Below are 26,525 nucleotides of genomic sequence, written 5' to 3'. Positions count from 1 at the left end.
AAAATCTCGAGGGTTCCAGTCCGTTTCGCGCTGCTCCGCCTCACAGAATCAACGCTCGCCCAAAAGTTGCGTTTTTCAGTCATCAACGCGGGAAACCGGACATTTCCAAGACGATTTCACCGCAAACCTGCACGCATTGCGGATAACAATGCCTACGTTGAGTTCGCGTTCAAGCGCGACGATTAATGTCGAAGATGAATGCCGAGAGAACACCGTTGCGCGCACTGGTCGAGAAATGACTTCCATCTATGCCGAAGAGGTCATTGTGCGTGGCGGAATTTGGGCGCACCTCCGGCGGTGTGCGTTATGTCTCACTGGAAGTGCTACGCATGGCAGGTCCGCCGACGATTGCCTTCTCCTATCGCAAAGGTGGTGCCCGGAAAGCTTGCCGGTATAGAACCAGTGTGTGCCGGGATGGAATCGCGCATCGAATTCCGGATGCGAGAGCAGGAGCCATCTGTCCGTTAGCCTCGCAGACGACGCAAGCATGTCGCCAGTTGAGTGGTATGACATCGAACGGATGCCGGGCTCTCGATTGCGACAGTCCGCTCCATCAGGTCGTTGCAGATAGTGCCTTTTCAGCGCTACAAACAGAATGAATCTGCTAGTCGTCACTTCCTGATTGCGTGCGAGTGAGTTCTATGCGAAGGTGTTTGGCACTGCAGAGAAGTTATGCGGATCGATCCTTGTGGCCGCATTGGCCACGCAGACGTGAAGGTCGGGCGAGTTACCGTGATGCTGCGGGACGGGTTTCCCGAGGCCTGCATATTCAGACCCGCGGCGGATAGCGGGGCGGGCACGTCGCTATTCTGCCGCCAGCAGATGAGGCCTACGGCGGCCTCGAACGCAGGTTTTCTGGCGAGTCGTCGGGAGCAGTAATGTGCTGCGCAACATAGCCCCGGCACTTGCATCCACGCCACTGCTGGCCCCGCAATCTCCCTGACTCAACGGGCTCCGCTGTGAGCATTCCAACAGTCACTTTTATGCGAAGGACAAGAAGCATGGATACCCAGGTAGATTACGCCGCCGGCATGCCCCTCGCGATTCTTGATGAAGTACCGGCGATTGATCCTGCAACGCCATCGCCCGGTATGGTGAGCGCGAGCGAACATCAAGTCGATGATACTGATAACAGGTATCTGAAGCACTAAATCAGTACGTAACCGCGATCGGAATTTTAGGTGCGGGCTGGCTTAGCGCCCGACAACGGCCGACCACTCACATACAACGGTGCCCATCGCCGCAGCAGACGGACGCGCTGGCGCGACAGGACCTTGATACGAGAAGACAGGACGAGGTGATCCGTGCGCCAACGCATCTGGCGGTTTTCTGGGCAGGATGCGTCGAGGCACTCCGGCCTCACCAGGCCTGGCTGACGAATAAGGTAGGCGCGATGGCCTCGGGGCGAGTGGAGTGAGTCGTGATTCTGGCGAAGCTTTGTCTGTGCTGCAGAACGTCGCAAGTCCGACAATGACGTCCTGCCCTCGCCGGGGCCGATGGAATAGCACAGCCAACTCGGACCGAGATCAATGTGGGTCGGCGCTGTCGGCGCTTAACGTGTTTAATGCGCAAGCGTCGCGTTTCACGATTGACATTGACGGCACAGAGAGCACGGCACTACGCCACGTGAGCGATATACGAAGGAGGTGCTGTGATGTTGAAACTGGACGGAGGGGGTCATGGCAAGTGCAGGAAAGTCGCTGAAAACGATGGTTCAGGATTGGCTGGAGCCTGATCCGGGGCGGGGGTTTAGAGTCAGTCACGTCGGACGATCCGGGCACGGGCGCTACGTTTGTGTCGTCGCAGACAACGGGGCGGGCTCAAAGGCGATGTTCTTTTTTCGCCACCGTGATGGGTCATGGTCCGTCTTCCCGCCCGAACCCGAAAGACCAGCCATGCAGGTCGCGTAAATTAACTTAACGCGGAAGCGCAGACCGTAAGGCGACGGAGCCTCTAATCGCGATTGTGCTGCGTTCCGCTCATCGTTGTCCCGTTACGGGATGCGATGGCCAATCCGATACCCGATGACGTCTTGTGGTTACTGATCCAACTTTCTTTGCCGCCTGCACGATGGCGGCGAGCCCGATACCTGGCGTGCGCGCCGCGGGTCGGTCGCGCAGTGCCGGTCGGCCTTCAATCCGTGCTGCCCTCCGGAATTTCACTGAAGAGCATCCTCTTCGGCACATACACGTAGTGCTTGCGCAGGACACGGGTGTCGCGCGAAGCTGGCGCCGGGGTTCCGCTGCCCGAGGCGCTAAAGGATGGACTTCACGCGGCCGGTCGCATCCATTGTTCGCGGGCTGTCAACGACGTCTCCTGAATCCGTGCGGTGAGAATAATCCCATGACCAGGCGCGAGACCGCTGGTCACGCACAAGGTTCGGAGTTCCATGTCCTCATCGGAGGCGAAGGCAGCGCTCTTCGAGCGCAAAAGATGCAGACCGCCCGGCTGGAGGCCAGCGTCACAATGCGGCACATACGCGACGGCCGTCACGGCGCGTTTCAGCGAGCCGCGAGCGGCAGACCTGCCAATGTGCACAAGGCTGTCTGTCTGGCCGCATCGTGTTTTGAGGTTTCGCGGTGAACGGGCGCATTTATCTGGTCCCGCCACCAACGGAAGCGACTTCATCATCGGTAACAGAGCAGTACGTACCGGGCGTGGGCGCGGCGGCGAATGAAGGTTCGATGTCCGACGGCACCGCGCGCAGGCGTTCGTTGTGCATCGTGGTGTCACAATCCGTAACCTCGCCCACATCGAAAGCGCCTATGGCACCGCAACCGCGCTGACCGTCAGGCACGTCGTGCACGAGCGCGCTCGCGATTTCTGTGCGCGAGAGTCGGCCATCATGACGCGCACCGCAGATCAGATTGTCGTTCTGATTGACGGTGCTGTGCCTGAAGACGTGGCGAAGGCTCACGCAGTTTGCAGCGACCATAGCATGGTCGAAGCGGTTATCGCGGCGCTGGGTGACGCGCCGGTGTTCGCGTCGATGGGCCCAATCCGCGCAGCTATCGGTGCATCGATCCCGACCTGCGACGGCGCACCGTTCGACCCCGAAAACGAAGCATCCGTGGAGATGCGCATGGGCACCAGGAAGTGGCGGACCCGATACGCGCGGGACATGGAAATTGCCGGCGAACTGCTAGGTGCGATGGAACGCGACGAGTTGTGCTTCCGCTACGAAAAGGTTTGCAGCGCGATGGACACGGAGAGCGTCAACTATTGGGAGGCGTTGTTGTGCAGGACCGGAAATGGGGTGCCGGTCAGTGCAGGCAAGTGGATTCCCGCGCTCGAACGGCTCGGACTGGTGAGCCGCCTCGACCGGTGGGTCGTGACGGCCGTGATCGATACGTTGCGCGCGTATCCGGGCATGTCGCTAGGCTGTAACGTGTCGATCCAGAGTGCGACGCTCGGCGGCTGGTGGTCGACGGTGATCGAAACGCTTGCCCGGGAGCCGCAGGTCGCGGCACGACTCGTCATCGAGTTGACGGAGAGCGCGCCGTTGACGGACATCGACGCAGTCGCGGACTTCGTCCGTGCACTGCAACAGCTCGGATGTCGCATCGCGCTCGATGACATCGGCGCCGGCTACAGCTTCGTGAGGAGTCTGATGATACTGGGCGTGGACATTGCAAAAGTGGATGGTGGATATCTGCACCAGGCGCGCGCGAACAGGGCCGCGAGAGTGCGTTTGAGTGCACTGATCCGTCTGGCGCAGACATGCGCTTCCCATGTGGTGGTCGAACATGTCGAGGACGAGGAAGACCTCGGGTTATCGCAGGCCTGTGGCGCGCATTGGGTTCAGGGATATCTCTTTGAGCCGATCTTCATCGCCGGTTTGGTGCAATCGACGTCTGAGCCGGAACGGGACTGATATGCGAGACGGAAGGTCCTGCGGGAGAAACGGGAAATCATGAGCGACATCCTTCACCACAAACCTGAAAGTGGCGTGCCGGTCATCACGCAGCTCGTCGCTGGCATGCGGACCAACTGGGAGTCCGCCTGTGATTTTCTTCCGCGACAATGACCGCGGTTGACGCGTATTCCCGTCTGAGCCTGAACGTCCGGTGTTTAGTTTTCTTCGAGCGCAGCGCGACTGAAGTATCGGCGGCGCAATCCACACCGGGCCGGTCCGGGAATGAACGGAGTACAAAAATGTTCGAAAAGTCGAAGCCGCTCACGCTTGAATACGCCCGGGAGCTGGAGATATGGACGTGCGCCTGGTACGACGAAGCCGTAGCAGCGAATTTCGTGCGCCCGCCGTATTACCCTGACGCGATGATCATCAAGCGTCTGCAGGGCTACTTCCACGCCGGCCTGGCGCCGGCTGACGCTGCAATGGCATGCTTCGGAAGGAACCACTGAAACGGCGCCGTCATCGCATCCTCGCTGGGCAAGGATGGTCATCCGAAAGGCCGGCAACGATCTGGAAGATGCAATGAATGCCCAGCCCGTCACTCACGTGGATCAACCACTGGAATCGGGCAACAACTTCAGCGAAGGTGCGCGTCTGCTGGAGTACCGATGGCGGCGCTTGGGCACCTGAACGAAGGAAACCATCGGCGCCGCAGCCTCGAGCGGTGAGGGGGCGACGGCGCCGCCGCATTCCAGACAGAGTTTTTTGTTGATACCTATGCGTGGTTCAGGAAGAGGACACGATGTTGAACATGACCGAACTGGAAACGTTTGCCGCGGTCGTTGAGTATCGCAGTTTCTCGCAGGCGGCCGCGGCACTGAACATCTCTTCTGCTGCAGCGACACGCCGGGTCAAGCGGCTTGAAAGGTCAACGGGGGCACTGCTCCTGATCCGCGAACCGACTGTGATGCCGACGCAGGCAGGAGAAAAAGTCTATCGTCATTTCATGTCCATCCGGCTTCGGGAGGACGACCTGCTACGGGAGATCGAGCCCGGAAGAGCCGGAACGACTGCGCTGGCACTGGCGATCAACGCCGATTCCCTTGCAACCTGGTTCGAGCCGGTGACGCGTGAGCTGGTGCAGTACCATGTCGAGCTTGAGATTCTGGTCGATGACCAGGATCACACGCTCGATGCGCTTGCCCGCGGCGACGTCAAAGGCTTTCTTTCGACGCAGGCGGAGCCTGTGGGTGAGCGTTTCGCGGCCGAGCCGGTCGGACAGATGCGCTATCAGTGTGTCGCTTCGCCCGGGTTCGCCCGCGAACATTTCGCTGGCGGCCTGATCCTGCCCGGCGCGCTCAAGGCACCAGCCATCCTGTTTGACCGCAAGGACAGGTTGCACGACATATTTCTCAAGTCGTACTTCGGCGCGACAGTCGGCAGGTACATCAAGCACTATTTGCCTTCACCGTCGGCGTTATTCAATGCAATTGTTGACGGCGTCGGGTATGGTCTCGTACCGGCGATGCAGGCCGAGCCGCGAATCACTGACGGCAGACTGGTTGCGCTCGCCCCCGATCACGACGTGATGATCGATCTGTACTGGCATCACTGGGAGCAGGAGCCCGCGTCGCTCGCGAAGATCAGTGCACTGGTGATGGAAGCGGCACGCCGAAGCCTGGTTCAGCCGGCTCTGAAGGGAGAGGGCGGCAGTTGAAGAATCATCGCAGATGGCCGCCTCGACGCTGCGTGGCGTGTCTTTCGGCCGCTCTGGTCACGCCTCATTGTCGCCCATGTCTTTCTGGGGGCATGTCATGCGGTCCCATCTCCCGCTGTCCTTTCTCAGAGCCGGTCCCGTTTCATTTACCTCGATTCCGTTCACCCGGGGGTTCCGGGTGACGCGAGCGGGGAATGTTACGCCGGCGACGAATCCGGGACCATAACGGTCCATAGGGGCGGGAAATGTTGCCTGCCAACGGGCGGCCACCCATTTCCAGCGACGACAATTACGCGTACATGCCGGAGAACGTTACGATCCAGTCAGTGAAGCATATTGGTATTGCATTATTCGACGGCTTTGCGCTCTGCGAGACCGCGTCTGTTATCGAACTGTTCCAGTCTGCCAATGCACTCGTTTCATGTGACCGGGGGCGTGCGGTGCCGTACCAGGTGTATCTGCTTTCGAGTGCCGGCGGTTGCGTCGCAAGCTCGTCTTCGGTCAACGTGTGGACCGAAAGCGTCGACACGCCGCGCCATGTCAGGCATTTCCAGGTGCTTTTCGTCGCAGGCGGGGCAGGCGTTCAACACATCGCATGCGACAGGCAGCTCATGGAGTGGCTGCGCCGAACAGGTGAGCGTGCCGGGCTCGTTTATCCCATTGCCGAAGGGCACCAGCTACTGGAAGGAGCCGGGTTCAGATGCGCGCAAGCCGGTTGGTGCATCGACGAACAGGCTTCAGTTGAGGGCAGAACGACCCTCCGGGCGCCGACCACGCACGAGGTGTCTCCGGCGATTCGCGCGGCGTTAGGCATCATCCAGGAAGACCTTGGCGGTGAGATTGTGCGCCCGATTCCGCACGACATCATGTCACCGGCGCTGACGCTACTTACCGGCATGATCTGTCGAACGGCGACGCGCGATGTCAGCGAGAAGATCCGGGCCGCTGCGCGATGGCTGGAGACAAATGGCAACCAGCCGCTTGCGATCGGGCGGGCTGCCGAGGTGGCCGCCATGAGCGGCAGGAACTTCCTGCGACGTTTCAAGGCGGAAATGGGCGTCACACCGTGCGACTACCTCCTGCATCTGCGCCTCGACAGGTGTTGCCGTTTGCTCGTGGAGACCCGTCTGCCAGTCGACAAGATCGCGCGACGTTGTGGCGTGGGCAGCGGCGGGCGACTTGCCAAGCTGTTTCGCAGGCATCTCGGCAAGACCCCTACCGACTACAGGGCCATCCAGCGCCGGTCGGGCGAATCCAGCCAGGGAGACTGAAACGTCCGAAGCCGAAATCAGAATTGCTCGTCTGAACGCCCGAACGGCCAGGGGTAAGTTTGCCTGCCCACCGCTCCATTCTGCCCGGCTTCGAAGGCCGGATTTCAGGATCGCACGCGCCCCGGCAGGCGGGTGAATCGCCATGCGGCCAGCACGCAGGCGGACGCCAGCAACCCGGCGGGCAGCGGGAGCCAGCCGGGCAGATTGCCGATATCAGTCCAGTTCATCGACGAAACGAGCAGGGAGGTCACAGTGCCAGAGAGCAACATCCATGATGCGCAGCGCGGCGCAATGCGTCGTCCGGTCTCGTGAAGGAGAAACAGCAACCCGACGGCCGCAACATACACGACGTTCAACGAAACGATGGTTGATACGATCGCCTGACCGTCCGTCGCAATTGCGCATCCGATGGCAACGATCAGCACGCGCGACGCTTGGCCGTGGTGACCATCACCCGCGTGGCCGTGGCGGCCATCACGCGAATATAGGCCCTCAAGGGCCGACGACATCGCTCGCGTAATGGCCGTTCCCGATCCGAGCGCGGCCAGGAGGATGACGCCGATGCAAACCATCCCCATCGCCCCACTGGTCTGCAGCATGATCCATGGGATCGCACTCGCGGTCTCGCTCAGGCCGTACAGCTTGCCGGCGCGAAGCGCTGCGACGACCGTCGCGGCCGGAAGAAACCCCGTCACCATCAGGAAGAGGCTCGCGAACACGCAGCCCAGCCACGCATCCCGCGGTCGGCGCGCAGCGATGGCGAACTGTTGATAGTCCGATCCCGTGATGACCAGAAAGCCGACCGCTGCAATGGTGACCAGGGTCCCGGCTCGTGGCGCAGCGCATATCTCTGCAATGAAGGACGGCCACGCATGCAGGTACACGGGCAGCCCGCCCGATGCGACAAGCGCATGCACAAGCGCGATGTTCGTCGCCAGCAGGCAGCACGCAAAGAGCGCCGCAGCGATGCCGAGCTCAATGCAGGACATGACCAGCAGCGCCGCGGCGATCAGCACCAGTGCATGGGTTGCCGGTAGGCCCGTCGCGACGAGCACGGCTATACCGCCATGGATCTGGGCGGCCAGTACGCCGGACATCCAGACGAGCGAGAGCAGCGCGACGAGCCTGCGCACCACCGGACCGTACCGCTCGCCAAACACGTCCCAGATGAGTTCGCGGCCCCGCCAGAGTGTCGGCGCGGCCAGCGCAAGCGCGAGCATGCCTAGTGCGGTGACGATCGCATACAGACTGCCCGCCATGCCGGCATGCAGTGCCATTTCGCCGGAACCGAGCAGGAAGGCGACACCGTAGCTGGCCGAGACGAGCAGCGCAGCCACATGAATCGCACCGAGATTACGCTGCAACATTTTCACCTCCCTGGACTTCCCATTCGCGCACGACCGCCTCAGGGCCGCGAAAATACGTATGGCAGACTCTCGCCTCGCTGGCGAAGGCGGGCAAAGCCAGCAGCCTGCGCTGTGCGCGAGGCAGGCGGTGATAGGGAATCGAGGGCATCAGGTGATGCGTGAGGTGGTAACCGTTGTTGTGCGGGTGAATGATCCAGCGCATGACGCTGCGGGACGAGACGTCACGCGTGTAACTGAAAATCCCGCCTCGCGCCAGACCGAAGTGATCGCACAGCTCACGAAACGTGGTGATCGCGTGAAAGAACGTGGCTCTCGCCAGCATCCAGACGCCGAAAAAAAGCGCCGCCGCATGAACGCCCCATATAAGGGTCGCGGCACCCAGCAGGGCGACCCACCATCCGATGATGCCCAGGCGCTGCATCCAGCCGAGCCCCCGTAGATGCAGGTGGCCGAATGTCGAAGCAGACCAGGCCGCTGGCGTAAGCAGCACCTTGAGAAACGGTTGCCACCAGCCGTCCCCAGGACCGGGCTGAACGGCGATGTAGTCCGGGTCGCGCGCGGGGTCGCCCAGCCACGCGTGATGGCGGGCGTGGAGTTCCCGATAGCGGGCTAGACCGTTGAAGAGCGCCGGCGCGATGAAAAGTCGCGCGAGCGCGTCGTTGAGTCGGCTGGAGCGGGCAAAATTGCGGTGTGCGGCGTCGTGCAGCAGGTTGCCGAGCGCACGCTGCCGGTTACCGATCCATGCAACAGTCGCCGGTGCCGTCCACCATCCGACACGCAGCAGCATCAGGATGGCAACGGTGATGCTCAGCCAGTCGAACACGATATCGATGACGACGTTTTGCACGTCGGGCGATGTCATGGTCCGGTGAAGGGTATCCCATTCGGGAAACGCGGAGCGGATCAGATCCTGGTCGTGAATTACGGCGCGACTATTCATGAATTACCTCGCATGGATCACCTCACAACGAAGACAGGCATGTCGCCCGCAGCGGATGCGAAATCGCATCGCATGCACATGGGTGACGACAACCGGGCTTTGATATTACGAAACCAGCGCGCGCTTGATCCCGCGTTGCGAAAATATTCATGCAGTTGCATTTTCGGCAACGGCGTGTGCGGTGCTTTTCGAACTTGCCGACCGTTTCCAGCGGCAATGAAATGAAGGGCACGGGTATGATCGGGTGGAGAACATGCGCGACGCCGCGGGTATCGGACGCACGCGACAAATACAAATGCCAGGCAGGACTGCGAAACGTCCCGCTCTATCACGCAACCTCACGCAACCTCACGCAACATCGCGGAGCGCGCCTTGAAGAAGGACTGAAGAGACAGGGCGCGTGTGCGTTACAGCGTCAGTCTGGGCGCTCTATCGTCAGGTGCCCTGTATGGATCCCGGGATAACGCGGTGCTTCGCGATGAAGATGGTCACAGGCGTTCTTGCTCTAAACCACGGTCATGGCGTCAACTGGGTCCCCTCATCGACTCCGCGAAAGGAGGCTCCGTCACGTGACGATGCGCCATATTCCGCGCGGAGAATCGATCAACGGGCCGCAGGATTTTTCAGGAATCAGCGGGCCGGCCGGTGCCACGAACAGAACGCGCGGCGCTATGCAGGTGCGCCATCGTCGGCCGGCTCCGTCGAGATACAGATCTGCACGCTGGTGGGCGGGTGCTGTTCAATGACGAGCTCAAGACGGATATGCGTTTCGGGTACCAAAGCGATTTTTGCGGCCTGCCTGCCACGGGCAAGCAGCGCGTCCTTCTCAATCTCGATGGCCAGTTCGTCCAGTTCCTTGCTGATTTCTTCCCGGCGTCCCATTCCTTTCTCCACGACCGATGGCGATATCACAGGCGCTTTCACGCATGCGTCAAAAAGCGCTATGTCTGAAGATTAATGTTGGAACGATGATCGACGGGCATGATTGCAGAATTGTTCTCGTCGTTGACCTGAGCGCAATCACTGACCGCAATCAGCGTGCGAGACGACTGATGCGCGAGTCCTTCAGGATCTGCTCGGCACTCTCGCCTAGCAACTGGCACTGCTCGTAGAGCAGCCCAATGAGTCGCGCCTTTTTCTTCGCGTCGAGCGGCACATCAAGACGCTGCTCGATGCGCGCGACGGCGAGCAGCACGCTGTCGAGCGTCTTCTGGTCGAGCCGGTAGTGCACATCACGGTCGAGAATCATGTTGCCGTCACCCGTCATCAGCCAGACGGGATCGACTGAGAACTGCTCGTAGATTGCGCGCAGCAGTTCGACCGGTACCGCACGCTCGCCGCGCTCGTAATTCGCATAGGCACGCAGGGAAAGGCCGAGCTGCCGGGCCATCCTGTCCTGCGACAGGCCGAGGTGTTCGCGCACCTGCGCGACACGCTGATGGTAGTCCCCGTGATCCGTGGTGCTTGACATGTCTGTCTCACATTCCTAGAGTGATCTTGTGCCTTGATTATAGGAACAATTGAGTAATGGACAAGTCTGGACGTACCTGGATTAAACGGGCGCTTTCTGGAGACATGATGCGTCGACGCGTCGTGAAGGGAAAATGACGGGCAGGCGGTTTTACACGCTGGAAGAGATTGCGCGCGAGCTGCATATCGCGCCAGCGACTGCACGCAACCGGCTCACGCTCGGGCTGCCGATGCCACCGTCAATCCGCGTGGGGCGCCGTCGTCTTTTTCCCGCTGACGAGTATGAAAAGTGGATTGCCTCGCAACTCACGCGCTCTGGCGAGAACGGGACCGCTGGCGACGCCAATGAGGCGCCAGATCCTGATCCACATGGGCCGGCTTACGACCCGACCTAGCGACACAAATTCTGTTTCATTAACTGAATTTCCACTCAAGCGATGATGCTGTCCTGGACATCCCACCGTGCCGGTAGTTATCTCCTTCGTCTCCACCAAAGGCGGCGTCGGTAAGACGACCGTCGCCGCCAATCTGGGCGGCCTGCTCGCAGCCTTCGGCCTGAAGGTGCTCGCGATCGATGCCGATGTCCAGCCGGGTCTAAGCAGGTTCTTTCCCGTCCAGTACCGTTCACCGCAGGCTCTGAGCGCTGTCGTGACCTCAGGCGGCAATCCGTCGATCGACTGCATCAGTCGCACGATTTTCTCGAATCTTGATCTCGTCTACTCCGATACGCCCGATGCAGCACTGCAGGCGTGGCTGAACCGCCGCGAGGATCGCCTGATGATCCTTCGCCGCGCAATGCGCAGCCCGCTGATCGAGCCGTATGACGTGGTGCTGATCGATACACAGGGTGCGGTGGGCGAACTGCAGAAGTCCGCGGCGATGGCCGCCGACCTCATGGTGTCGCCCGTGAAGCCGGATGCACTCAGTGCCGGGGAGTTCGCCACGGGCACGATCGCGATGCTCGATGAGCTGAACCGGCTGGCCGACTTCGGCGAATCCTTCCGTTCCGGCGACCTGCTTACGCTGATCAATGCGCACGAACGCACCACCAATGCGCGGGCACTTGCGGCCGTACTGCGGCAGCGGTTTGCCGGGCATCCGAAAGTCCGGGTCCTCGACACCGTGATCCCGTCAGCGGCCGCCTATGCGGCCGCGGCGACGGCGCGCATTCCCGTGCACGACTTCGATCGTCGCCGCCGGTTCGACAATTCCGCCTGGAACGTCATGCACCGTCTCGCATGGGAACTGTTCCCGTCGCTGGCGAATGTGTATACCGGGTCACCGCGACGTGCGATGGTCGACGTCGGTACGGTCAACATCCGGGTCGGCGACGTCGGGCAGGAGGCGCTCGCATGAGCGTGTCAGCAAACCCGCTCGGTGGGGTGCGCGAGGCGCACGAGGCGCACGAGGCGCTCGCCGCGCAGCGCCTGGACGTGCCGCCCCCAGCCGCCCGGACGCCCGAACCGCAGCTCACCTCGGTGATCCGGCTCAGGATCCTCGATGTGATGGTCTACGAGCGCAATCCACGGCGGGCATCGCATGAGCGCATCGTTGAGCTCAAGGAGTCGATCCGCGCGAACGGTATCGAACAGATCGTGACGGTGACCCGCCGTCCTGGCGAGACGCGTTACGTGGTGGCGAAGGGCGGCAATTCGCGCGTGACCGCAGCGACGGCCCTTTACGACGAAACGCGCGACCAGCGCTTCCTTTACTACGACTTCGTCTGCGTGCCGTATCCGGGCGAGCCGAAGCTGCTGGCGGCCCACCTGCGCGAGAACGACCAGCGCGCCGACCTCTGTTTCTGGGACAGGGCGAACGGCTATCTTGCGCTCAGGGCAGATCTGGAAGCCGGGCGGGGCGAGACGCTGTCGTTACGTGAGTTCTCGCGGCTGCTCGAACAGGAGGGGGCGCCGGTGAGTCATGTGCTGCTCGCACTCTTCCAGTTCGCGATCGACCGCCTGTCGGCCCTGGGGCCGGCCACGGTGTACCTGAGCCGGCGCGCGCTCGTCGATGTGATCCAGCCTGGCATCGGCATGCTACTGCGTCTCGTACGCCGCCTCGGCTTCGACGATCACTGGCTGCAGACGCGGGTGATCGACCCGCAACTGACCGGCATCGCCGCCCGGTGCAATCCGGACAACCCGGATGCGGCCGGTACGCTGGCGCGGACCACGCCGTTTGATGCCGCGCAACTGGTCGATGGACTGAGACAACGGCTCGCGGGCGAACTCGGCGTGCCGCGCGACGCCCTGGACCGGATGTGTCATCTGTTCGAGCGCGTCCCGGATGCCACGGGTGATGCGCTACGTGAACTCGGTGGCATGCCAGGCGAACGACCTGAACCTTTATCGGTCACACCGATTCTCGACGCGGATCGTGCAGGGGCAACGCCAGATCCCTCGGCCTCGTCGGCTTCGTCGGCTCCATCGGCCGCGTCGGCTGTGTTGGCATCAGGCGCCGATCAACAATCGCGCGCCACGCCGGGCGCGGATGGGGCAGTGTCGCACCGGGCCGCCGTAGGGAAACAACCTGACGGGTCAGACGTACCGCCCGATGGCCCGCAACGGGCACAGGACGGCACGTTCACACGGGTGACCGATGAAGGTCATCAGGACAGCGGACCGCAGGCTGCGTCGCCTTCAACCCAGGGTGAGCTTTTCCGGGAGGCGGTGCTGGTTTTCGCGCGGACCTGTGGTCTCGATGGCTGCGTGCGCGATGCGCCAGGGCTGCCGTACGGATTCATGGTCGAGCCACCGCCGCCGGGCAGACCGCGCTTTTCGCCCGATTCGTCGCCCGATTTGTCGCCTGATTTGTCGCCTGATTCGTCGCCTGATTCGTCGCCGGGCCTCTCATCCGGTTCATCGCCCGGTTTCTCATCCGGTTCCTCGCCCGATGCCGACGCGCAGCGTAACGAGGAGATGCTCAACCGGTATCTCGGCTGGTGGTGGCTCGTGAGCCTTTCACGGCAAAACAGCGCCACCGGCGTCACACGCGTGCCGCCCGACAGCCGCTTCGCACACATGGCCCGCGATGACGAGACGTGGAACCGCACCTGTGACGCGAGCGTCGGCGAGCCGTTGCTCGCTGATCGCATGGACGTGATGTTCGACGTGATGCTCAATCCCGATCACCCGATCGGTCAGTGGTGGGGCGAGGTCATTGGCGCGGCGCGCGCATTCCGTGCCGCGTATCCCGAACGCTTTACGCCCGCGCGCTGGCCCGAGCCCGGTGCGGACCAGCGTCTTCAGCGGGGAGGGCCGTGATGGACACCGCCTTCCTGCGACTGGAGAGCGAAGCGCTCGAACGCATCGCGCTGCTTGAGCTGATTGCGTGCGCCTGCGTGACAGATCGGTACATCGCTACGGGCATTCAGGAAGCCGAAGTTTCATGTGAAACAGCGTCGCGCCAGCGGACATCGCTGACAGACCGGTTGCCGGACGGAATCCGGCGTGTGCTCGGCGATGCCCGTTCATCCGCACTCGCGCGCGATCTGCTGGGCGCTGGTGCATTGCGTGTCTTTGTGGATGCGGGCGCGTTGCAGCGTCGCTGCGAGCTGATCGAGCGGCAGTGGCGCGACCAGGATCTGTTGCGCGCCTTTGTGGAGCGGCAGGCCAGCATTCCGATGATCCGCAGGTTCTTCCGCACGGCCACGCGCGCAACGATCACGCAGCTGCGAGCCGAACTCAATGTTCTCGCGCCGACGAAACCCCGCGCGCTGTCGCGCTCCGGGATGGATCAACTGTTCGATGCGTGGGCACGTCTCAAAGAGATCGGCGACCTGCGCGAACGCTATCTGGTGCTGCATGAGCAATGTGACGGGCGATGGTCGCTCGCGACGCTTTTCGCGGCACTCGACGCCGACACCGGAGACCGTCACCCGTCTTCTTCCCACCAGGAGTGTGACCATGTACGACATGCGACTTGATCCGCAGGGCAACCTGCTGCCCGGCAAGACCTGGGACGATTCACCCGGGCTGCCGCCTGCCGAGACCGAAATGGTTCTCTCGATGCTCGACGTGCCGATCACGATCGACCGCTGTTTCGTCGAGATCTGCGGCGACCTCGCCGCGGCCGCCATGCTCACGGAACTGTCGACGGTTGAAAGCGAAAACGGGCGGCAGCATGCCTGGCTGCAGATCACGCCTGATGAGTTTGCGCGACGACTGGCACTCACTGAGCCGCAGCAGCGCGCCGCGCGGCGACTGCTCCGATCGAAAGGCCTCATCGCGCACCGCCGGCGAAAGGCGCTGTCAGCCGATGAGTTCCGCATCCTCTGGCCGGCCGTGCTTGCGCTGCTTCAGCGCAAGGCCCAGGAGCGCACCGCCCATATCGTCTGGCCGCCCGTACGTCCCGACCGTCCGGACCAAGCGCAACAGCCGAAGCACCCGGAGCAGCCAAAGCACCCGGAGCAGCCGGAGGAGATCGACTCATGATGCCCGGCTGCCATCCCTATATCACCGAGTTCGAAACCATGTGGATTCTGCTCAGGCCGCACCGGCCCATCGCTTTCGGCACGCGCATGGCCCGCATCACCGGGCATCCAAAGCAGGCGCTGCTGCTCTCGCAACTGGTGTACTGGACGCGACGCGGGCGCGACGTTGAGACCAACGGCGGCTGGGTCCACAAGACCCGCGAACACTGGCTGCTCGAGACGGGCCTCTCGCGCGAGGAGCAGGAGAATGCGCGGCGGCGCCTGCGGGATCTGAATCTGGTGAGCGAATGGCGGGGTGGCCAGCCCGCGCGCATGCATTACCGGCTGGAGGTCGACGCTATCTCGACCGCCGTTCGCGCGACCTGTGCAATGGCCGTGCAGCTTCCGGCATCGATCGAAGCGATGCGGGCGGACCCGTTCGCAGGTGACGCGTTGCTGGGACCGACTGTCGCGTACCGACGTATTCTTGCTGATCTCGTCGGCAACGTGAATGCCGCGCTACTGCTCTCGCGCATGGTGCAGTTGCAGCGCCGTGAGGCCGACCGGCAATGTACCTGGTTCACGCACACGGCCGGAGAATGGCAACGCACGCTGGGACTTAACCGGCGTCAGCTTGACAATGCGAGAGCGCGGCTCGTGCGCCAGGGGCTGATTCGCGAGTTCATGCGCCAGTGCACCGGTCGACGTGTGTTCACCCAGGTCAATGCGGGCGAACTGAAACGCCAGCTTGAGCGCCTTGCGTCGCGCGGCGATATGCGCGAGCGATTGGCGACGCGCAAACGCCTGCTCGCGCAGAGTCTGCATGAAGAAGAGGGCGCTGCGGCATCCAGACCGCTGGCTGTTACCCCGGGTAACAGCCAGGACGAGGGTGCGCCGTTCAGTGCGCCGTTCAGCGCGTCATTCATAACGCCAGTAAGCGAACCGGTCCACCTGCCGCCCGTCGGTGCGGGCACACGTGCGCACCCGAACTCGCCAACTGGAAGTCCCCCACTGGAGGCAGGACTGGACGCGAATGCTGCCGCAACTGTGATGTGGTGGGCGGGTTTGATCCGTTACCGATGGCGGGAAACGTGCGTTCCAGACGCGCGCGTATACGGAAGGATTACATACCGGACTACGACAACCCCAAGCGACGGCTATTCGCCGGGCCATGGGCCGACGGTGGTTGTCGTGGGCGGTTCGATTTCGCCGCGAACAACCGGCGGCAACGACGATGGTCCGCTGTCCTGGCCAGCGATGGTTAGTCTGGGCGAGCGGTCATTGATCGCCTCGCACCTCGCGCGGATTCCTGTTGCGGACCGGCAGTTGCTGCTCGACGAGATGGCGGCAGGTCACCGGCATCAGCCGGTGCAACTGCCCGTCGCCTACATCGCAGGTCTCGTGCGCCGCTATCTCGCCGGCGAGTTCATGCCCACAAGGGCGCATCTCGAACGGGCGGCGCGCCGGCAGGCAGGGCCAGGCGAGGGCGCGATCGCGGCGTCGCACAGCCCGCAGGACCCGACTGGTTTGCCTGTGTCAACGCGCGAAACCGCGTGTCGTCATCTGGCGGCAATCCGGGATGCACTGCGTGCCGGGATCGCGCATCGACCAACGCATCGACCCGCGCATCGCCCCGCGCATCGGGTGGGCTGTCATGCGTGACGGACTTTATCGTCTGTGCGACGCGCATTGCAACGTGCTGCTGTTACCCCGGGTAACAGCCAACCTGGCCGGCTACCCTCACGCGCGCCGTGTTACCCCGGGTCACACCGCAGCACTCGCCATTCCGGTCACCGACTATCTGTTTCTAGGAGCCCGTCCATGGACACCTCATCTGCCCATCATGATCATGTTGATCCCGCTGCTGATGCCTCGGCTGATCCCGCTGCTGATCTCTCTGCTGATCTCTCTGCTGGTCACGCTGCTGATCCCTCTGTTGATGCCTTCTCGCGTTCCGCATCGTCGCCCTTCGCCGACGGCTACGACCTCGACGCGGAACGCGCGGTCCTCGCGCACCTGATCGCTGAAGACGATCCTGATCCGGCCGATCCACTGTTCAGCCGATATCAGCTGTTTCTCGAACGCGAAGACGCGCTGAACCACATGCGCGAGACGCACGCGCTGCGACAGGGCAGCGATTCACTGGTGCGCCCGCACGAGGCGCAGGAGATTAGCCGCATCGGCCAGCTCGGCAGTGATGGCGCGGACCGCATGCGGCTGCACACGCGGGACGCGATGCGGCTTTTTCTCGGCCGATCAATCGCGCCGGGAGAACAGGGACATCCGATGGCGGGCGGCCGCCGCGTGGCCGCTTCGCTGCGTGCGTTGTGGTCACTGTCGGGCAACGACAATCCGTACGCGGACTGGAAGCTCATCGAGATCGCCGAGCGGATCGCCGGTATCCGGCGTGCGAACGAACTCGAGCAGCAGCATGCCCGCCAGTTGCTGGATGCCGCGCGCGACAAAGGCCTGGAGTACTCGGTGCTGCAATCGCGCGAACCCGCACAGGTCTCACTCGGCTTCGGCTCGCCGTACGGCTACATGATCGTCATGCTGCTGGTCGAACTCGACTATCTGGTGCGCCTCGTGCGCTCCGCGGTACTGCGCGATCTGATGTCGTCGACCGAGGGCTTCCGGCGCATCGGGTCGGCCAGACACCGGTGCCTGTCCGTGTTCCATTTCGCGGTGCACTGCCAGCGCGTGCTCACGCGCGCCGAACTGCTGCCGCTTTCGCGCATCGACTTCCTGCCGAATGCGGATACTGCCGCACGCCAGCGCGTTGAAGCCGCCCGCGCACTGCTCGGTGTGTTGCCGCGCGATGTCTTCACCGGCGCGCACGAACCGCGCCACAGCCGGCGGCGCGTGAGCCGCCTGTCGGACGCGGAACTGCGTCTGCTCGACACTGTGCCGCTGTCCGGGGACGATGCGGTCGCGGACGCTGCGGCAGCGGCGCTGGTCCAGTGATGCGAGGACTGCGGCAATGACTGACCGACCTTCGGATCTGGATCAACGTTCAAAGGCCTTTAAGGGTAAGGGCGAGCGCAAGGCGCCGGCCAGGGGCGAGCCTGCGATGGCGCTACCCGTGTCGCGGATCGCGGGCGACGCCGGGATACGCGTGCTGCTGCGTTCATACGAGCACTGGCTCGACGAGACGGTAACGGAAATGCAGACGCTGGCATTGGAGAGTGCGACCGCCAGGCTCGACGTGTCGCTTCGCTGCTTACGCATTGCGCTCGCGAGTGGCGCAACGCGCCACCGGCTCGACTGGTTCATGCGCGGCGAGCCGCATGCGGTCGGCTGGCATCGTGTGAAGGGCTGTTTCAACCGCATCCCGGCGCCGCTACGCACCTATCTGCAGCAGTGCAATGCGCGCGCGAAAGAGCTTAATGCACTGGAGTCGGTGTTCCGTTATGCGGCGAGTCAGCTTGCCATGTACCTGGAGCACGGCACGGTCAAGTTTCGACGGACCGATGAGCGCTGAGACAGGCGCGGGTCCCGTCGTGGCGTGATTGAGGCCATCAGGCTGACGCAGAGCGGCCGAACAGAACAGCAGGTAGTGGACAGCGCGTTCGAATGTTCGAATTACAGGGGCAATCCCTTGATGAACGGAGTTTCGCAATGGGCATCTATGCAGAACTGGTCGGCAACGTGCTGGTGTCGCCGACAATGAAACAGGTCAATACCGCGAGCGGCACGCGCCGCATTGTCGAGTTGCGCGTCATGTCCGCCAGTTACCGGCGGCTTGAGGACGGCACGCTGGAGCAGCGCGAAGAGCGGACATTTCCCGTCGACGTGACCATCTGGAACGAGCGCCTTACCGAGCGTGTGCTGCAGCACATCCGCACCGGTGCGAGCGTTGTCGTGCGCGGCGACTTTTATGTCAGTCCCTGGGTCACCCGCGACAACGAGGCGGACGCCGGCGCGCATATCGACGCCGAGTCCATCTCGCTCAACCTCGTGCGGATCGACCAGGTCGTGTATCGGGCGCGGCAGACACGTGAAGCAGAAACTCCGGATGGTTCGTCGCACGACCAGGGTGCAGCCGGGCCGGACGATCCGGACAACGGTGACACGCCGCGGGCCGAGGCCATCGAGGACGATGCGCCACCATCGGACTCCCCGGAATCTGACGGCAGCTCCTCCCATTCTGCCAGCCGGCGTTCGCGCCGGGCTGCGCGGACCCAAGCGCAATGACGCACCCTGATTGTTGCCGCTGCAGTTCCCGTTCGTGCGTCGAGCCGCGGCGGTATTCCCGGGCTTCGCGGGGGGACGCGGCCACGAACGGCAGCGCATGTCCCGTCATAGCGGATATCGAAGAAGAACGGATGCTGCGCGCGCTTGTATCCGAAGGCTTGGCCGTCGCGCGGCACGAACCTTTTGTCGCGTGCTTTCGCGGATGGCGCGTCCGCGTCTCACAGGGTGGTCGTTTCGGGGCAGGGCGCCCTACGGCGACCGTCGAGATTCATTGTCCCCAGCATGCGGCGTCAGGTCCGGCCTGCCGCTTTCTGCTGTGTGACCAGACCGTGTTCGGGTGATGACGCAGCCAACGCCCGCCAGACCGCCGCATCGCCTGCCCGAACGCCACGGGCGCGTAAATGCGTTACGTCAGAACCTCGTGTGGCCATTTCCAGCGTGTCATTGGATGACGGACTCGCACCGCCGGGCGCACAGACGCCATCATCGGGACGTGCGCCCGGTCGTTCCAACTCTCAACCGAGATAGTGCGCGAGGGATGGGGCCTCAATGCTCGCGGGATTTTGCCAGCCCGCGTCGGTGTGCAGAAAGCCGCTCCACGGGCGCTTGCCCTCGTGCTTGAGTTCCGCCTGGACGCCGCGGAAACGGTAGTGTTCGTAGAGATCCAGCACATGCACCATGTACGCCTGTGCCAGTTGCGGGTTTCGGCGCACGATGACGAGGTTGTCGTCGTTGGCGTACGAGGCCTTGTAGCCCAGGTTGTGGCTACCCGTGACGACGACGCATCCGTCTTCGGAGAGCGGGTCGATCACCAGGATCTTGTCGTGAATGATGGCGTTGCCGGCGCTGAGCAGTTCGCGCTCGAAGTTGCCCGTGATGTCACCTGAGTTGAGCGCGTTCGCTCGCACGATGTGCACGCCGCTTTCTTCGAAGAGCGAAGGCTGGTAGTGACTGTCCTGGGCGTCGCTACTGTCATCGTCGCCGCCGTCGGCGCGATCCTGCGGGCTGATGTAGTTCGGCATCGCCATCGGGCTGCTGATGGCGCCGTACACCAGCAGATTGGTGTCCTTGCGGCCCATGTCGATTGCTTCCTGCACGATACTGGTCGCACCTCTCACGCTGGGCAGAAAGACGGCGAAAAAGACTGCCTGCCTTGCGTTACGGATGAAACCGTACACCTCGTTAAGATCGGGCGGCAAGGCCGGGTTGCTGGACGGCTTGTTGGCCTGCCGCGTATTGGGCGACCTCCACAGCCGCAGCGCACCCGCATCGAGGGTGACTGCCGGCAGCGCCCCGGCGTTGGCGCTGCGCAGTTGCGCGCCCTGTACATTGCGCGCCGGCGCCGAGCTGGGCTGTGGCTCCTCGAAATGGCCGGTGTCGTCGCGCAGGTCGTTCCAGTACTGCAGAAACTGCGTAGCAAGCTCCGGGTGCCCGGCCACATAGCTGTTGTTGCTCTGGGCGCACAATCCGTTCTCTGTCCAGTTCAGGCTGCCTGAGAGCACCGCCTGGGGCTGGCCACGCTGGTCTACATAGACGGCGAACTTGTTGTGCCCGATATGGCCATTGTTGTTGAACATGCGGTCGTGCATCTCCGCAAGGCCGACTTCGTGCAACTTCTTGCGGGCCAGATCGTTCTCGGTGTCCCAGGCCTTGGTGGTCTTGTCGAAGCTGGAGTTCGACAGAATGAGATGTACATTGGGCGCATGCTCGACGATCAGCTGTCGTAGCAACGGGTCGGTCAGTTCATAAAGCGCGAGATAGAGCTCACCGCCTCCGTGGAGGCGATCGAAGAGGCCCTGGACCAGATCTGGAAGGTCGCCCGCCAGGTAGGCGCGAATCGGGCTATCCACTTTGACGATCTCGTCCTTTACATCGCCTTTGGTCGGCACATGACCGAGCGTCTTTTCCATTGCGTGGCTAAGCCACTGCGTGGCTAAGCCACTGCGTGGAGAGGATCCCGCTGTTGAATGCGGCGTGAATCTCGCCGAAGTCGCTGGTGACCTTGATATCGCCCGTCTCGATGCCCTCATCAAGATAACCGAGTGGCAGCGGGGCGCCCGTGTACTGCGCCACTGCTGGTGCCGGGACGGGTTGCAATCCGTCGCGCATGCGGGCCACCGGGCGGACGCGGTATTTCACAATGGGGTCTGCCGGGCGCAGACTGGCTTCATCACGGCGCTGCCGCACGGTAAGGTCGCGCCAGGTGAATTTCTGTACAGGCCAGACCGACGTGGTCTGCGGCACCCAGTCGGGGTTGGACTGGCCTTCAAAGGCAACCCACGCAGCCAGTGGACGTTCGGTTCCGTCTGCATAAATGCGGGTGATTTCGAATCCAAGACACTCGGCAATGACCTGTTCGACGGACCATGCGACGTAAGCGACAGCATTGTTGGCGTAAGCCCTGGCGGATCGGATGACGGACATGATGATCTCCTGGTGGTTGTTCCTGGCAGCGGCTCTGGGGCCACCACCCGTTGCATCGTGAGCGCGGCCGATGATGCATTTGTGACAACCCGGAAGGTGCTTTGTGATTCAGGATGCAGTGCCGCCGCCGCGAGTCAGCGCACCTCGCGCGCGGCTGGCCGGATTGTTGGCAGGTACACGGCCGGGCGGTTGGTATCGATCCATCTGCCGGGTACGGGCTTCTTCGCACCGTTGACTGGTCGACTTGTGAAGATGCCGGATGCTTTTCCGATCGTCGCGGTGACGCACGTGATGGCAGCGACGACGCAGATGCGCTGCGGTGCTCGCGTTTGTCCGATTTCAGGAAAGTGCTTCTGATGCCTGTCGCCAGCCGTTAGCTGTGCGAGAATGCGTGCCGCGCGGGTGTAGCTCAATGGCAGAGCAGAAGCCTTCCAAGCTTACGACGAGGGTTCGATTCCCTTCACCCGCTCCATCACGCAGCCGTAGACCGGCTGGGTCGGCTCAGTTGGGTCTGGCTGACAACTGCGGCAGCAGCACCCGAACTGAATGCGTAATTGACGCCGGCACCCCGGTGCGCTGAAGCGATGCATAAAACGCCGAGTCTGTGCTTGCCACTGCGCCACTCACTTTCCTGGACGATCCGCGATTGTTCAACTGGCGGTAGACAGAGGCAACGGTCAATCCTCCGAACCTGTATGACGCCCCCAAGCTGTACGCACGACTGTCGACACAGTCGCCTGCCGCATCAAAGCCGTAGAGCCCGCCAGACCTGCGACCGTCATAGTGACGCTCTGACTTGACCGCGTTGTTGTTACGGATCCAGTTGTGGGTGTTGTCGTTACAGTACGGCTGGGCCGCGAAGGTGTCACCACCGCGATGGGATCGTGGTCCTGTACAGCATGACCGAGCCCTGTGCGCGCGAGCTGCCGCTGGCATCAGGCATTCCCATGAGAGAGCGAACTGGACCAACCTGCTCATTTCGGTTCACAAAAATTTCGGGAGGAATTGAATAATAAGAGTGATACGGGTTGGATCGTCGCGGATGAAAAATCATAGGAGTGCAAATCGAGTGCGAAGACTTCGCTGGTCAGTTCCTGCGGTGCCGGTCGTCTCGCTCCCGTCGCTGTGTAGGATTCGCTGCGGCCAAGGTCAAGTACTCGATCCGGCTCGTGTTATGTCGTGTTCTTATTTTGAATCGTCTTTTGATGAAGTCAAACGAGCACCTAATCGGCAGGTGCAGGGACGAGTGACAAAAGGGGACTCTTTTGCCGTTTCGACCCCAGGTGCAGATCCGGCGGCAGAATGACTGTTGACGCAATTCGTCGGCGTGGTCCGCTTTTTCAAGGGGGCGAATCTTGAATAATGCGTTTCCTCATCACATTTTAGTGTGAAACCATCGCATTTTGCGATGCCTGTCATATCCGTGCCGCCATTCAAACCGACAATCCAACGCTGGGAATTGCGAGAGTTGCGCGCTCGGGTAAATGCCATCCGATAGCCGCAGACCACTGTGTTTTCGCGATGGCCACGCCATACGGGCGAACCCGTGCTACGGGGACGGCATAGCTGTCGATAGCGGGTCCTGGGTTACAGCATCGGCTGCGGGGCGTGGATCGCGTGGCTCGTGACATGTTCCCCATCGAGGAAGCGCTCATCTGTGTTGTGTTACTGGCCGGTATGACAGTTTTGCGTGATGCTCATTGACGGAAGTGGAGAGGCTCTGCAACGTTGCTTCTGTGCCCTTGAGGCGCCGCCACGACACCGCATCAAAAGAGAAAAGGTTTAATTGTGGAAAGTAAGAAGTCTGTATTGGTAGTGAGTTTTGATGGCCTTCGGCCCGATCTGATATCTCCGCACTTAACCCCTAACCTGCATCGTTTGCAGCAAATGGGTGTCACATTGGGGAGTCATCGCACGGTCTACCCGAGCGAGACACGTACGGGCTTCCCGAGCTTCGTTACTGGCGCGACGACCGGTCGACACGGCATGGTTGGTAACAAGTACGTCGATCGTTCCGTTACGCCGCCGCGCTACCTCGATACGGGCGACGCAGTTCTGCTACGCCAGCTCGACCTGGACAGCGGAGGGCGGCTGATGTCGGTGCCGTCGCTTGGCGAGATCCTGGCTGCGGCCGGGCGCAGTCTGGCCGTACTGTCGACAAATACGCCCGGGACTACGCGCCTGTTTCACCACAAAGCGGAAGACTATGGCCATGTCCGACTGTCCGGCCATTTCCGCGAGGCGTGTGCGCCGAACGACGTTCTGGCTGAGGTCGAGGCGCGGGTCGGACCTCTTCCGCCGGAACCCCCTAAGACGGAGCCCGATGCCGCCGGTCAGGACTGGATCACGTCTGCCTTTCTCGAAGTGGTGTGGCCCAAATACCAGCCAGACGTCGCGATTCTTGCTTACGGCGAGCCGGACGTCACTTCGCATTTCCATGGAACGGGTGCTGAGGCAACGCTACGCATCATCGGGCACTCCGATCGCCAGTTCGGCCGTGTGTTGGACTGGTGGGAGACGGAGGGCCGGGCCCGCGGCGTGCAACTCGTGGCTATTTCCGACCACGGCCACATCACTGGCCATTCCCGCGTGTCAGTGAGCGACACCCTTCGCGATGCAGGCTTCAAACCTGGCACTGCGCCCGCGCCCGATGTTGACGTCGTGGTCGTGCCGGGACAGGTGGGGGCGCTTTACCTGGCCGAGCCCAGCGACAGGCAGGTCTCCCGCCTCGTGGCAGCCATCACGAGTGAGCGGTGGTGCGGTCCGGTCTTTGCCCGCGCGAAGAATGAGACAGAAGGCATTGCGCCTGGCAGCCTTGGCAATCATCTCGCGTTTCTGGATCACGCTCGCGCGCCGGACGTTTCCTTCTCCTTCCGTGCAGACGACGACGTGGATTGTTTCGGTCTCGTCGGTGGCACCTTTTATGACAATAATCGGCGTCCAGGCCTCGGCGTCCATGGCGGCCTGCATCCGAAAGAAATGGCCGCTGTTGGCATCGTTGCGGGTTCCGCGTTCACAACTGAAACTCGTATCTCGGCTGTCCCTACCGGCATCTGCGATTTCGCTCCGACCATTCTGCACCTTCTCGGGCTTCCATCGCCGGAAAGCATGTCCGGACGCGTACTCGACGAGCTGCTTGGCGGCTTGTCGTATGTCCAGCCGGCCATCCGAAGAGAAACGTTCGAAGGAGCGGTCGGCAATTTCCGGCAGATCCTGCAGCGGGTGCGTGTGGGGAATACGACCTACGTCGACAGCGCGACGGCACTGACAGCTTGAATCACAGCAAAAAAGTCTGGACCTGATCGGCGGCGCAGCCGTGACTTTTCGGCACCGCAATTTGCGAGTGGATGGTCAAAGCTGGATTGTCCCGCAAACCAATGCTATGAAGTAGCGCAAGCATGCGCGAATATCCAGCGCCTTGAGTATCCAGCAGGGAGCTGGAATAACAGCCTCGGATCGGAGAGATCGCGGGACATCCACCCTGCGCGAACCGACGTTTAAATAGGGGCAACACTGTGCTCAAGAAGTCACTTATTTTGTCTTTGTCGTATCTCCTGCTTTGCGGCATATCAGGAAGGAGCGCAGCGGCTACGATGATCGAAGTGCTGGGGACGACGCTATCGACGCCGCCCCAGCTCATACAGCGGTTCCGGACGGAACATCCAGACATCGACCTTCGCGTCAGACCGCCCGCGGTTGACTATGATGACCTCACGCAGCGACTGCTGCGCGACAACATTGCTGGTTCTTTGCCCGACGTCATCTTTCAGGGATATAACCGTTCCGCGCTGACGGCGCAGCGTGGCTTGGCGACGCCGCTCGAACCATTGCTGAATGCCGACAAGGATTGGGCGAAACATAGCTATCAGCCTGCGTCAGATGCGCTTTGCCGCTATGGAAACCGGACCTACGGATTGCCGAACCTCGTTTCAGTGCCCATTGTCTACTACAACGTGGATCTGGTGAAACAAGCGGGAGGCGACCCGAACCGGCTTCCCCAAACTTGGGAGCAGATTTCCAATCTCGCTGCAAGGATCACGGCCCTGGACGGGAAGCGTGTCGGAGGTTTTTTTGACTATGCGTCTCCCGGTAACTGGACCTTTATGGCTCTTGTCGACTCACAGGGCAGTCGCATGATGTCGCCCGATGACAGGAAGATCGCATTTGACGGCCCGGAAGGCATGCGCGCGCTGAACGTATTGAAGATGTTCGGTGCGGCCGGGCAAGTCGATATGTCTCGTGACCAGGCCTATCAAGCTTTTTCCACCGGCGGGATGGGGCTCATTGTCACTTCAAGCGGCTTTCTCAAGAGCCTCATGAAACAGGCGAAATTTGAGGTGAGAACGGCGCCGCTCCCGCTTGCCAGCAATGGACATCTTCCGGCGGGTGGCAACTGCCTGATGATGCTGACGAAAGACACCGGAAAGCAGCAGGCCGCGTGGACTTTTATGAAGTTCATGGCTGGTTCAACGGCACAGAAAACAATGTTCGAATCGACCGGATACGTGCCCGGGAATCGACTGACCGTAGCACAACTCGAGCAGTCTACTGACGCAAAAGATCCCCGAATGACTGCATTGCTCGCCTCGTCAAAGTCTGCCGGGTGGTACTCCTTTCCCGGAAAGAACTCCCTGCGGATCACCGAAGCAATTGCGTTACACCTTCAGGAGGTGGTGACGCTGAAGCGTTCGCCTGAGGAAGCAATGAAGCTGATGGTCAACGACGTTCAAAATCTGTTGGCGAGGTAGCCTGCGATCCGGGCGTTTCAGGGCCTTGAGGCGGGCCGTCGACGCGCAGTTGCAAGGGCAATCTTGCTGGCCTGCCTGAATATGGGCGTCTTTGCCGGCTTGAAAGGCGTTCCGCCTCGTTCCCAGG

General features: G+C 62.0%; 22 protein-coding genes and 1 tRNA gene. 17 read left to right on the top strand and 6 right to left on the bottom strand.

The genetic code is table 11. From position 1 onward, the window contains the following. Window positions 1-1,001: 1,001 nt before the first annotated feature. The 5 genes from BM438_RS45450 to BM438_RS09270 all read left to right on the top strand — a co-directional run bounded on the left by BM438_RS45450 (window position 1,002) and on the right by BM438_RS09270 (window position 6,844). Window positions 1,002-1,151: a hypothetical protein gene (locus tag BM438_RS45450; protein WP_167378353.1), complete on the top strand. Its 150-nt coding sequence runs from the start codon at window positions 1,002-1,004 to the stop codon at window positions 1,149-1,151. A gap of 1,694 nt (window positions 1,152-2,845) precedes the next feature. Further along, a complete protein-coding gene (locus BM438_RS09285) occupies window positions 2,846-3,874 on the top strand; it encodes an EAL domain-containing protein (RefSeq protein WP_143131680.1) in 1,029 nt (342 codons plus the stop codon). A gap of 281 nt (window positions 3,875-4,155) precedes the next feature. Beyond that, window positions 4,156-4,365 (top strand): hypothetical protein, encoded by a 210-nt coding sequence (locus BM438_RS09280; protein WP_093633957.1) that lies wholly within the window; start codon window positions 4,156-4,158, stop codon window positions 4,363-4,365. Between the two features lie 293 nt (window positions 4,366-4,658). Continuing rightward, window positions 4,659-5,573: an HTH-type transcriptional regulator ArgP gene (locus tag BM438_RS09275; protein WP_167378352.1), complete on the top strand. Its 915-nt coding sequence runs from the start codon at window positions 4,659-4,661 to the stop codon at window positions 5,571-5,573. A gap of 245 nt (window positions 5,574-5,818) precedes the next feature. Continuing rightward, window positions 5,819-6,844, top strand: coding sequence for a helix-turn-helix domain-containing protein (locus BM438_RS09270; RefSeq protein WP_093633956.1), 1,026 nt, complete (start codon window positions 5,819-5,821; stop codon window positions 6,842-6,844). 104 nt (window positions 6,845-6,948) lie between these two features. On the opposite strand, the gene BM438_RS09265 is transcribed toward BM438_RS09270, so the two are convergent. From BM438_RS09265 to BM438_RS09250, 4 genes are all read right to left on the bottom strand, one after another. After that, entirely contained in the window at window positions 6,949-8,211 is a 1,263-nt protein-coding gene (locus BM438_RS09265; RefSeq protein WP_093633955.1) for an SLC5/6 family protein, read from the bottom strand. Then, window positions 8,198-9,151, bottom strand: a complete 954-nt coding sequence (locus BM438_RS09260; RefSeq protein WP_093633954.1) for a fatty acid desaturase family protein — start codon at window positions 9,149-9,151, stop codon at window positions 8,198-8,200. The genes BM438_RS09265 and BM438_RS09260 overlap by 14 nt, the downstream gene beginning before the upstream one ends. A gap of 669 nt (window positions 9,152-9,820) precedes the next feature. Further along, a complete protein-coding gene (locus tag BM438_RS09255; RefSeq protein WP_093633953.1) occupies window positions 9,821-10,033 on the bottom strand; it encodes a hypothetical protein in 213 nt (70 codons plus the stop codon). A gap of 151 nt (window positions 10,034-10,184) precedes the next feature. Continuing rightward, window positions 10,185-10,622 carry a helix-turn-helix domain-containing protein gene (locus tag BM438_RS09250; RefSeq protein ID WP_093633952.1) on the bottom strand — a complete coding sequence of 146 codons (438 nt, stop codon included), beginning with the start codon at window positions 10,620-10,622 and terminating at the stop codon, window positions 10,185-10,187. 133 nt (window positions 10,623-10,755) lie between these two features. Between BM438_RS09250 and BM438_RS09245 the strand changes: the two genes are divergently transcribed. From BM438_RS09245 to BM438_RS09205, 9 genes are all read left to right on the top strand, one after another. Next, entirely contained in the window at window positions 10,756-11,016 is a 261-nt protein-coding gene (locus BM438_RS09245; RefSeq protein ID WP_093633951.1) for a helix-turn-helix domain-containing protein, read from the top strand. A gap of 67 nt (window positions 11,017-11,083) precedes the next feature. Next, on the top strand, window positions 11,084-11,977 hold the full coding sequence (locus tag BM438_RS09240) for a ParA family protein (protein WP_093633950.1): 894 nt from the start codon (window positions 11,084-11,086) through the stop codon (window positions 11,975-11,977). After that, on the top strand, window positions 11,974-13,884 hold the full coding sequence (locus tag BM438_RS09235) for a ParB N-terminal domain-containing protein (protein ID WP_093633949.1): 1,911 nt from the start codon (window positions 11,974-11,976) through the stop codon (window positions 13,882-13,884). The genes BM438_RS09240 and BM438_RS09235 overlap by 4 nt, the downstream gene beginning before the upstream one ends. Continuing rightward, entirely contained in the window at window positions 13,884-14,546 is a 663-nt protein-coding gene (locus tag BM438_RS09230; RefSeq protein ID WP_093633948.1) for a hypothetical protein, read from the top strand. The genes BM438_RS09235 and BM438_RS09230 overlap by 1 nt, the downstream gene beginning before the upstream one ends. Further along, window positions 14,527-15,054, top strand: coding sequence for a hypothetical protein (locus BM438_RS09225; protein ID WP_244179311.1), 528 nt, complete (start codon window positions 14,527-14,529; stop codon window positions 15,052-15,054). The genes BM438_RS09230 and BM438_RS09225 overlap by 20 nt, the downstream gene beginning before the upstream one ends. Further along, window positions 15,051-16,694 (top strand): hypothetical protein, encoded by a 1,644-nt coding sequence (locus BM438_RS09220; protein WP_093633947.1) that lies wholly within the window; start codon window positions 15,051-15,053, stop codon window positions 16,692-16,694. The genes BM438_RS09225 and BM438_RS09220 overlap by 4 nt, the downstream gene beginning before the upstream one ends. Window positions 16,695-16,853: 159 nt before the next feature. Further along, entirely contained in the window at window positions 16,854-17,996 is a 1,143-nt protein-coding gene (locus tag BM438_RS09215) for a PFL_4669 family integrating conjugative element protein (protein WP_093633946.1), read from the top strand. A 16-nt stretch (window positions 17,997-18,012) separates the two neighbouring features. Beyond that, window positions 18,013-18,513, top strand: coding sequence for a hypothetical protein (locus BM438_RS09210; protein WP_093633945.1), 501 nt, complete (start codon window positions 18,013-18,015; stop codon window positions 18,511-18,513). A gap of 137 nt (window positions 18,514-18,650) precedes the next feature. Then, on the top strand, window positions 18,651-19,226 hold the full coding sequence (locus BM438_RS09205; protein ID WP_093633944.1) for a single-stranded DNA-binding protein: 576 nt from the start codon (window positions 18,651-18,653) through the stop codon (window positions 19,224-19,226). A gap of 515 nt (window positions 19,227-19,741) precedes the next feature. Here the strand turns inward: BM438_RS09205 and BM438_RS09195 are convergent. Both BM438_RS09195 and BM438_RS46160 read right to left on the bottom strand, forming a co-directional pair. Continuing rightward, a complete protein-coding gene (locus BM438_RS09195) occupies window positions 19,742-21,136 on the bottom strand; it encodes a phospholipase D-like domain-containing protein (protein WP_244179310.1) in 1,395 nt (464 codons plus the stop codon). 7 nt (window positions 21,137-21,143) lie between these two features. After that, window positions 21,144-21,650 carry a hypothetical protein gene (locus BM438_RS46160; protein WP_244179309.1) on the bottom strand — a complete coding sequence of 169 codons (507 nt, stop codon included), beginning with the start codon at window positions 21,648-21,650 and terminating at the stop codon, window positions 21,144-21,146. A gap of 398 nt (window positions 21,651-22,048) precedes the next feature. Between BM438_RS46160 and BM438_RS09185 the strand changes: the two genes are divergently transcribed. The 3 genes from BM438_RS09185 to BM438_RS09175 all read left to right on the top strand — a co-directional run bounded on the left by BM438_RS09185 (window position 22,049) and on the right by BM438_RS09175 (window position 26,398). Beyond that, window positions 22,049-22,122: transfer RNA gene (locus BM438_RS09185), tRNA-Gly, on the top strand. A gap of 1,316 nt (window positions 22,123-23,438) precedes the next feature. Then, entirely contained in the window at window positions 23,439-24,926 is a 1,488-nt protein-coding gene (locus BM438_RS09180; RefSeq protein WP_093633941.1) for an alkaline phosphatase family protein, read from the top strand. Between the two features lie 317 nt (window positions 24,927-25,243). Then, complete coding sequence (locus BM438_RS09175; protein WP_093633940.1) at window positions 25,244-26,398, top strand: ABC transporter substrate-binding protein; 1,155 nt, start codon at window positions 25,244-25,246, stop codon at window positions 26,396-26,398. Window positions 26,399-26,525: the final 127 nt, after the last annotated feature.

It is taken from the genome of Paraburkholderia aspalathi, from assembly GCF_900116445.1.
GTDB lineage: Bacteria > Pseudomonadota > Gammaproteobacteria > Burkholderiales > Burkholderiaceae > Paraburkholderia > Paraburkholderia aspalathi.
This window is presented reverse-complemented; position numbering and strand designations above follow the sequence as displayed.

What these genes read in the sequence shown, in the direction of transcription:
- BM438_RS45450 (WP_167378353.1), top strand. Translation starts at nt 1,002, where the DNA reads ATGGATACCCAGGTAGATTACGCCGCCGGCATGCCCCTCGCGATTCTT.
- BM438_RS09285 (WP_143131680.1), top strand. Translation starts at nt 2,846, where the DNA reads ATGACGCGCACCGCAGATCAGATTGTCGTTCTGATTGACGGTGCTGTG.
- BM438_RS09280 (WP_093633957.1), top strand. Translation starts at nt 4,156, where the DNA reads ATGTTCGAAAAGTCGAAGCCGCTCACGCTTGAATACGCCCGGGAGCTG.
- BM438_RS09275 (WP_167378352.1), top strand. Translation starts at nt 4,659, where the DNA reads ATGTTGAACATGACCGAACTGGAAACGTTTGCCGCGGTCGTTGAGTAT.
- BM438_RS09270 (WP_093633956.1), top strand. Translation starts at nt 5,819, where the DNA reads ATGTTGCCTGCCAACGGGCGGCCACCCATTTCCAGCGACGACAATTAC.
- BM438_RS09265 (WP_093633955.1), bottom strand. Translation starts at nt 8,211, where the DNA reads ATGTTGCAGCGTAATCTCGGTGCGATTCATGTGGCTGCGCTGCTCGTC.
- BM438_RS09260 (WP_093633954.1), bottom strand. Translation starts at nt 9,151, where the DNA reads ATGAATAGTCGCGCCGTAATTCACGACCAGGATCTGATCCGCTCCGCG.
- BM438_RS09255 (WP_093633953.1), bottom strand. Translation starts at nt 10,033, where the DNA reads ATGGGACGCCGGGAAGAAATCAGCAAGGAACTGGACGAACTGGCCATC.
- BM438_RS09250 (WP_093633952.1), bottom strand. Translation starts at nt 10,622, where the DNA reads ATGTCAAGCACCACGGATCACGGGGACTACCATCAGCGTGTCGCGCAG.
- BM438_RS09245 (WP_093633951.1), top strand. Translation starts at nt 10,756, where the DNA reads ATGACGGGCAGGCGGTTTTACACGCTGGAAGAGATTGCGCGCGAGCTG.
- BM438_RS09235 (WP_093633949.1), top strand. Translation starts at nt 11,974, where the DNA reads ATGAGCGTGTCAGCAAACCCGCTCGGTGGGGTGCGCGAGGCGCACGAG.
- BM438_RS09230 (WP_093633948.1), top strand. Translation starts at nt 13,884, where the DNA reads ATGGACACCGCCTTCCTGCGACTGGAGAGCGAAGCGCTCGAACGCATC.
- BM438_RS09225 (WP_244179311.1), top strand. Translation starts at nt 14,527, where the DNA reads ATGTACGACATGCGACTTGATCCGCAGGGCAACCTGCTGCCCGGCAAG.
- BM438_RS09220 (WP_093633947.1), top strand. Translation starts at nt 15,051, where the DNA reads ATGATGCCCGGCTGCCATCCCTATATCACCGAGTTCGAAACCATGTGG.
- BM438_RS09215 (WP_093633946.1), top strand. Translation starts at nt 16,854, where the DNA reads ATGGACACCTCATCTGCCCATCATGATCATGTTGATCCCGCTGCTGAT.
- BM438_RS09210 (WP_093633945.1), top strand. Translation starts at nt 18,013, where the DNA reads ATGACTGACCGACCTTCGGATCTGGATCAACGTTCAAAGGCCTTTAAG.
- BM438_RS09205 (WP_093633944.1), top strand. Translation starts at nt 18,651, where the DNA reads ATGGGCATCTATGCAGAACTGGTCGGCAACGTGCTGGTGTCGCCGACA.
- BM438_RS09195 (WP_244179310.1), bottom strand. Translation starts at nt 21,136, where the DNA reads ATGGAAAAGACGCTCGGTCATGTGCCGACCAAAGGCGATGTAAAGGAC.
- BM438_RS46160 (WP_244179309.1), bottom strand. Translation starts at nt 21,650, where the DNA reads ATGTCCGTCATCCGATCCGCCAGGGCTTACGCCAACAATGCTGTCGCT.
- BM438_RS09175 (WP_093633940.1), top strand. Translation starts at nt 25,244, where the DNA reads ATGATCGAAGTGCTGGGGACGACGCTATCGACGCCGCCCCAGCTCATA.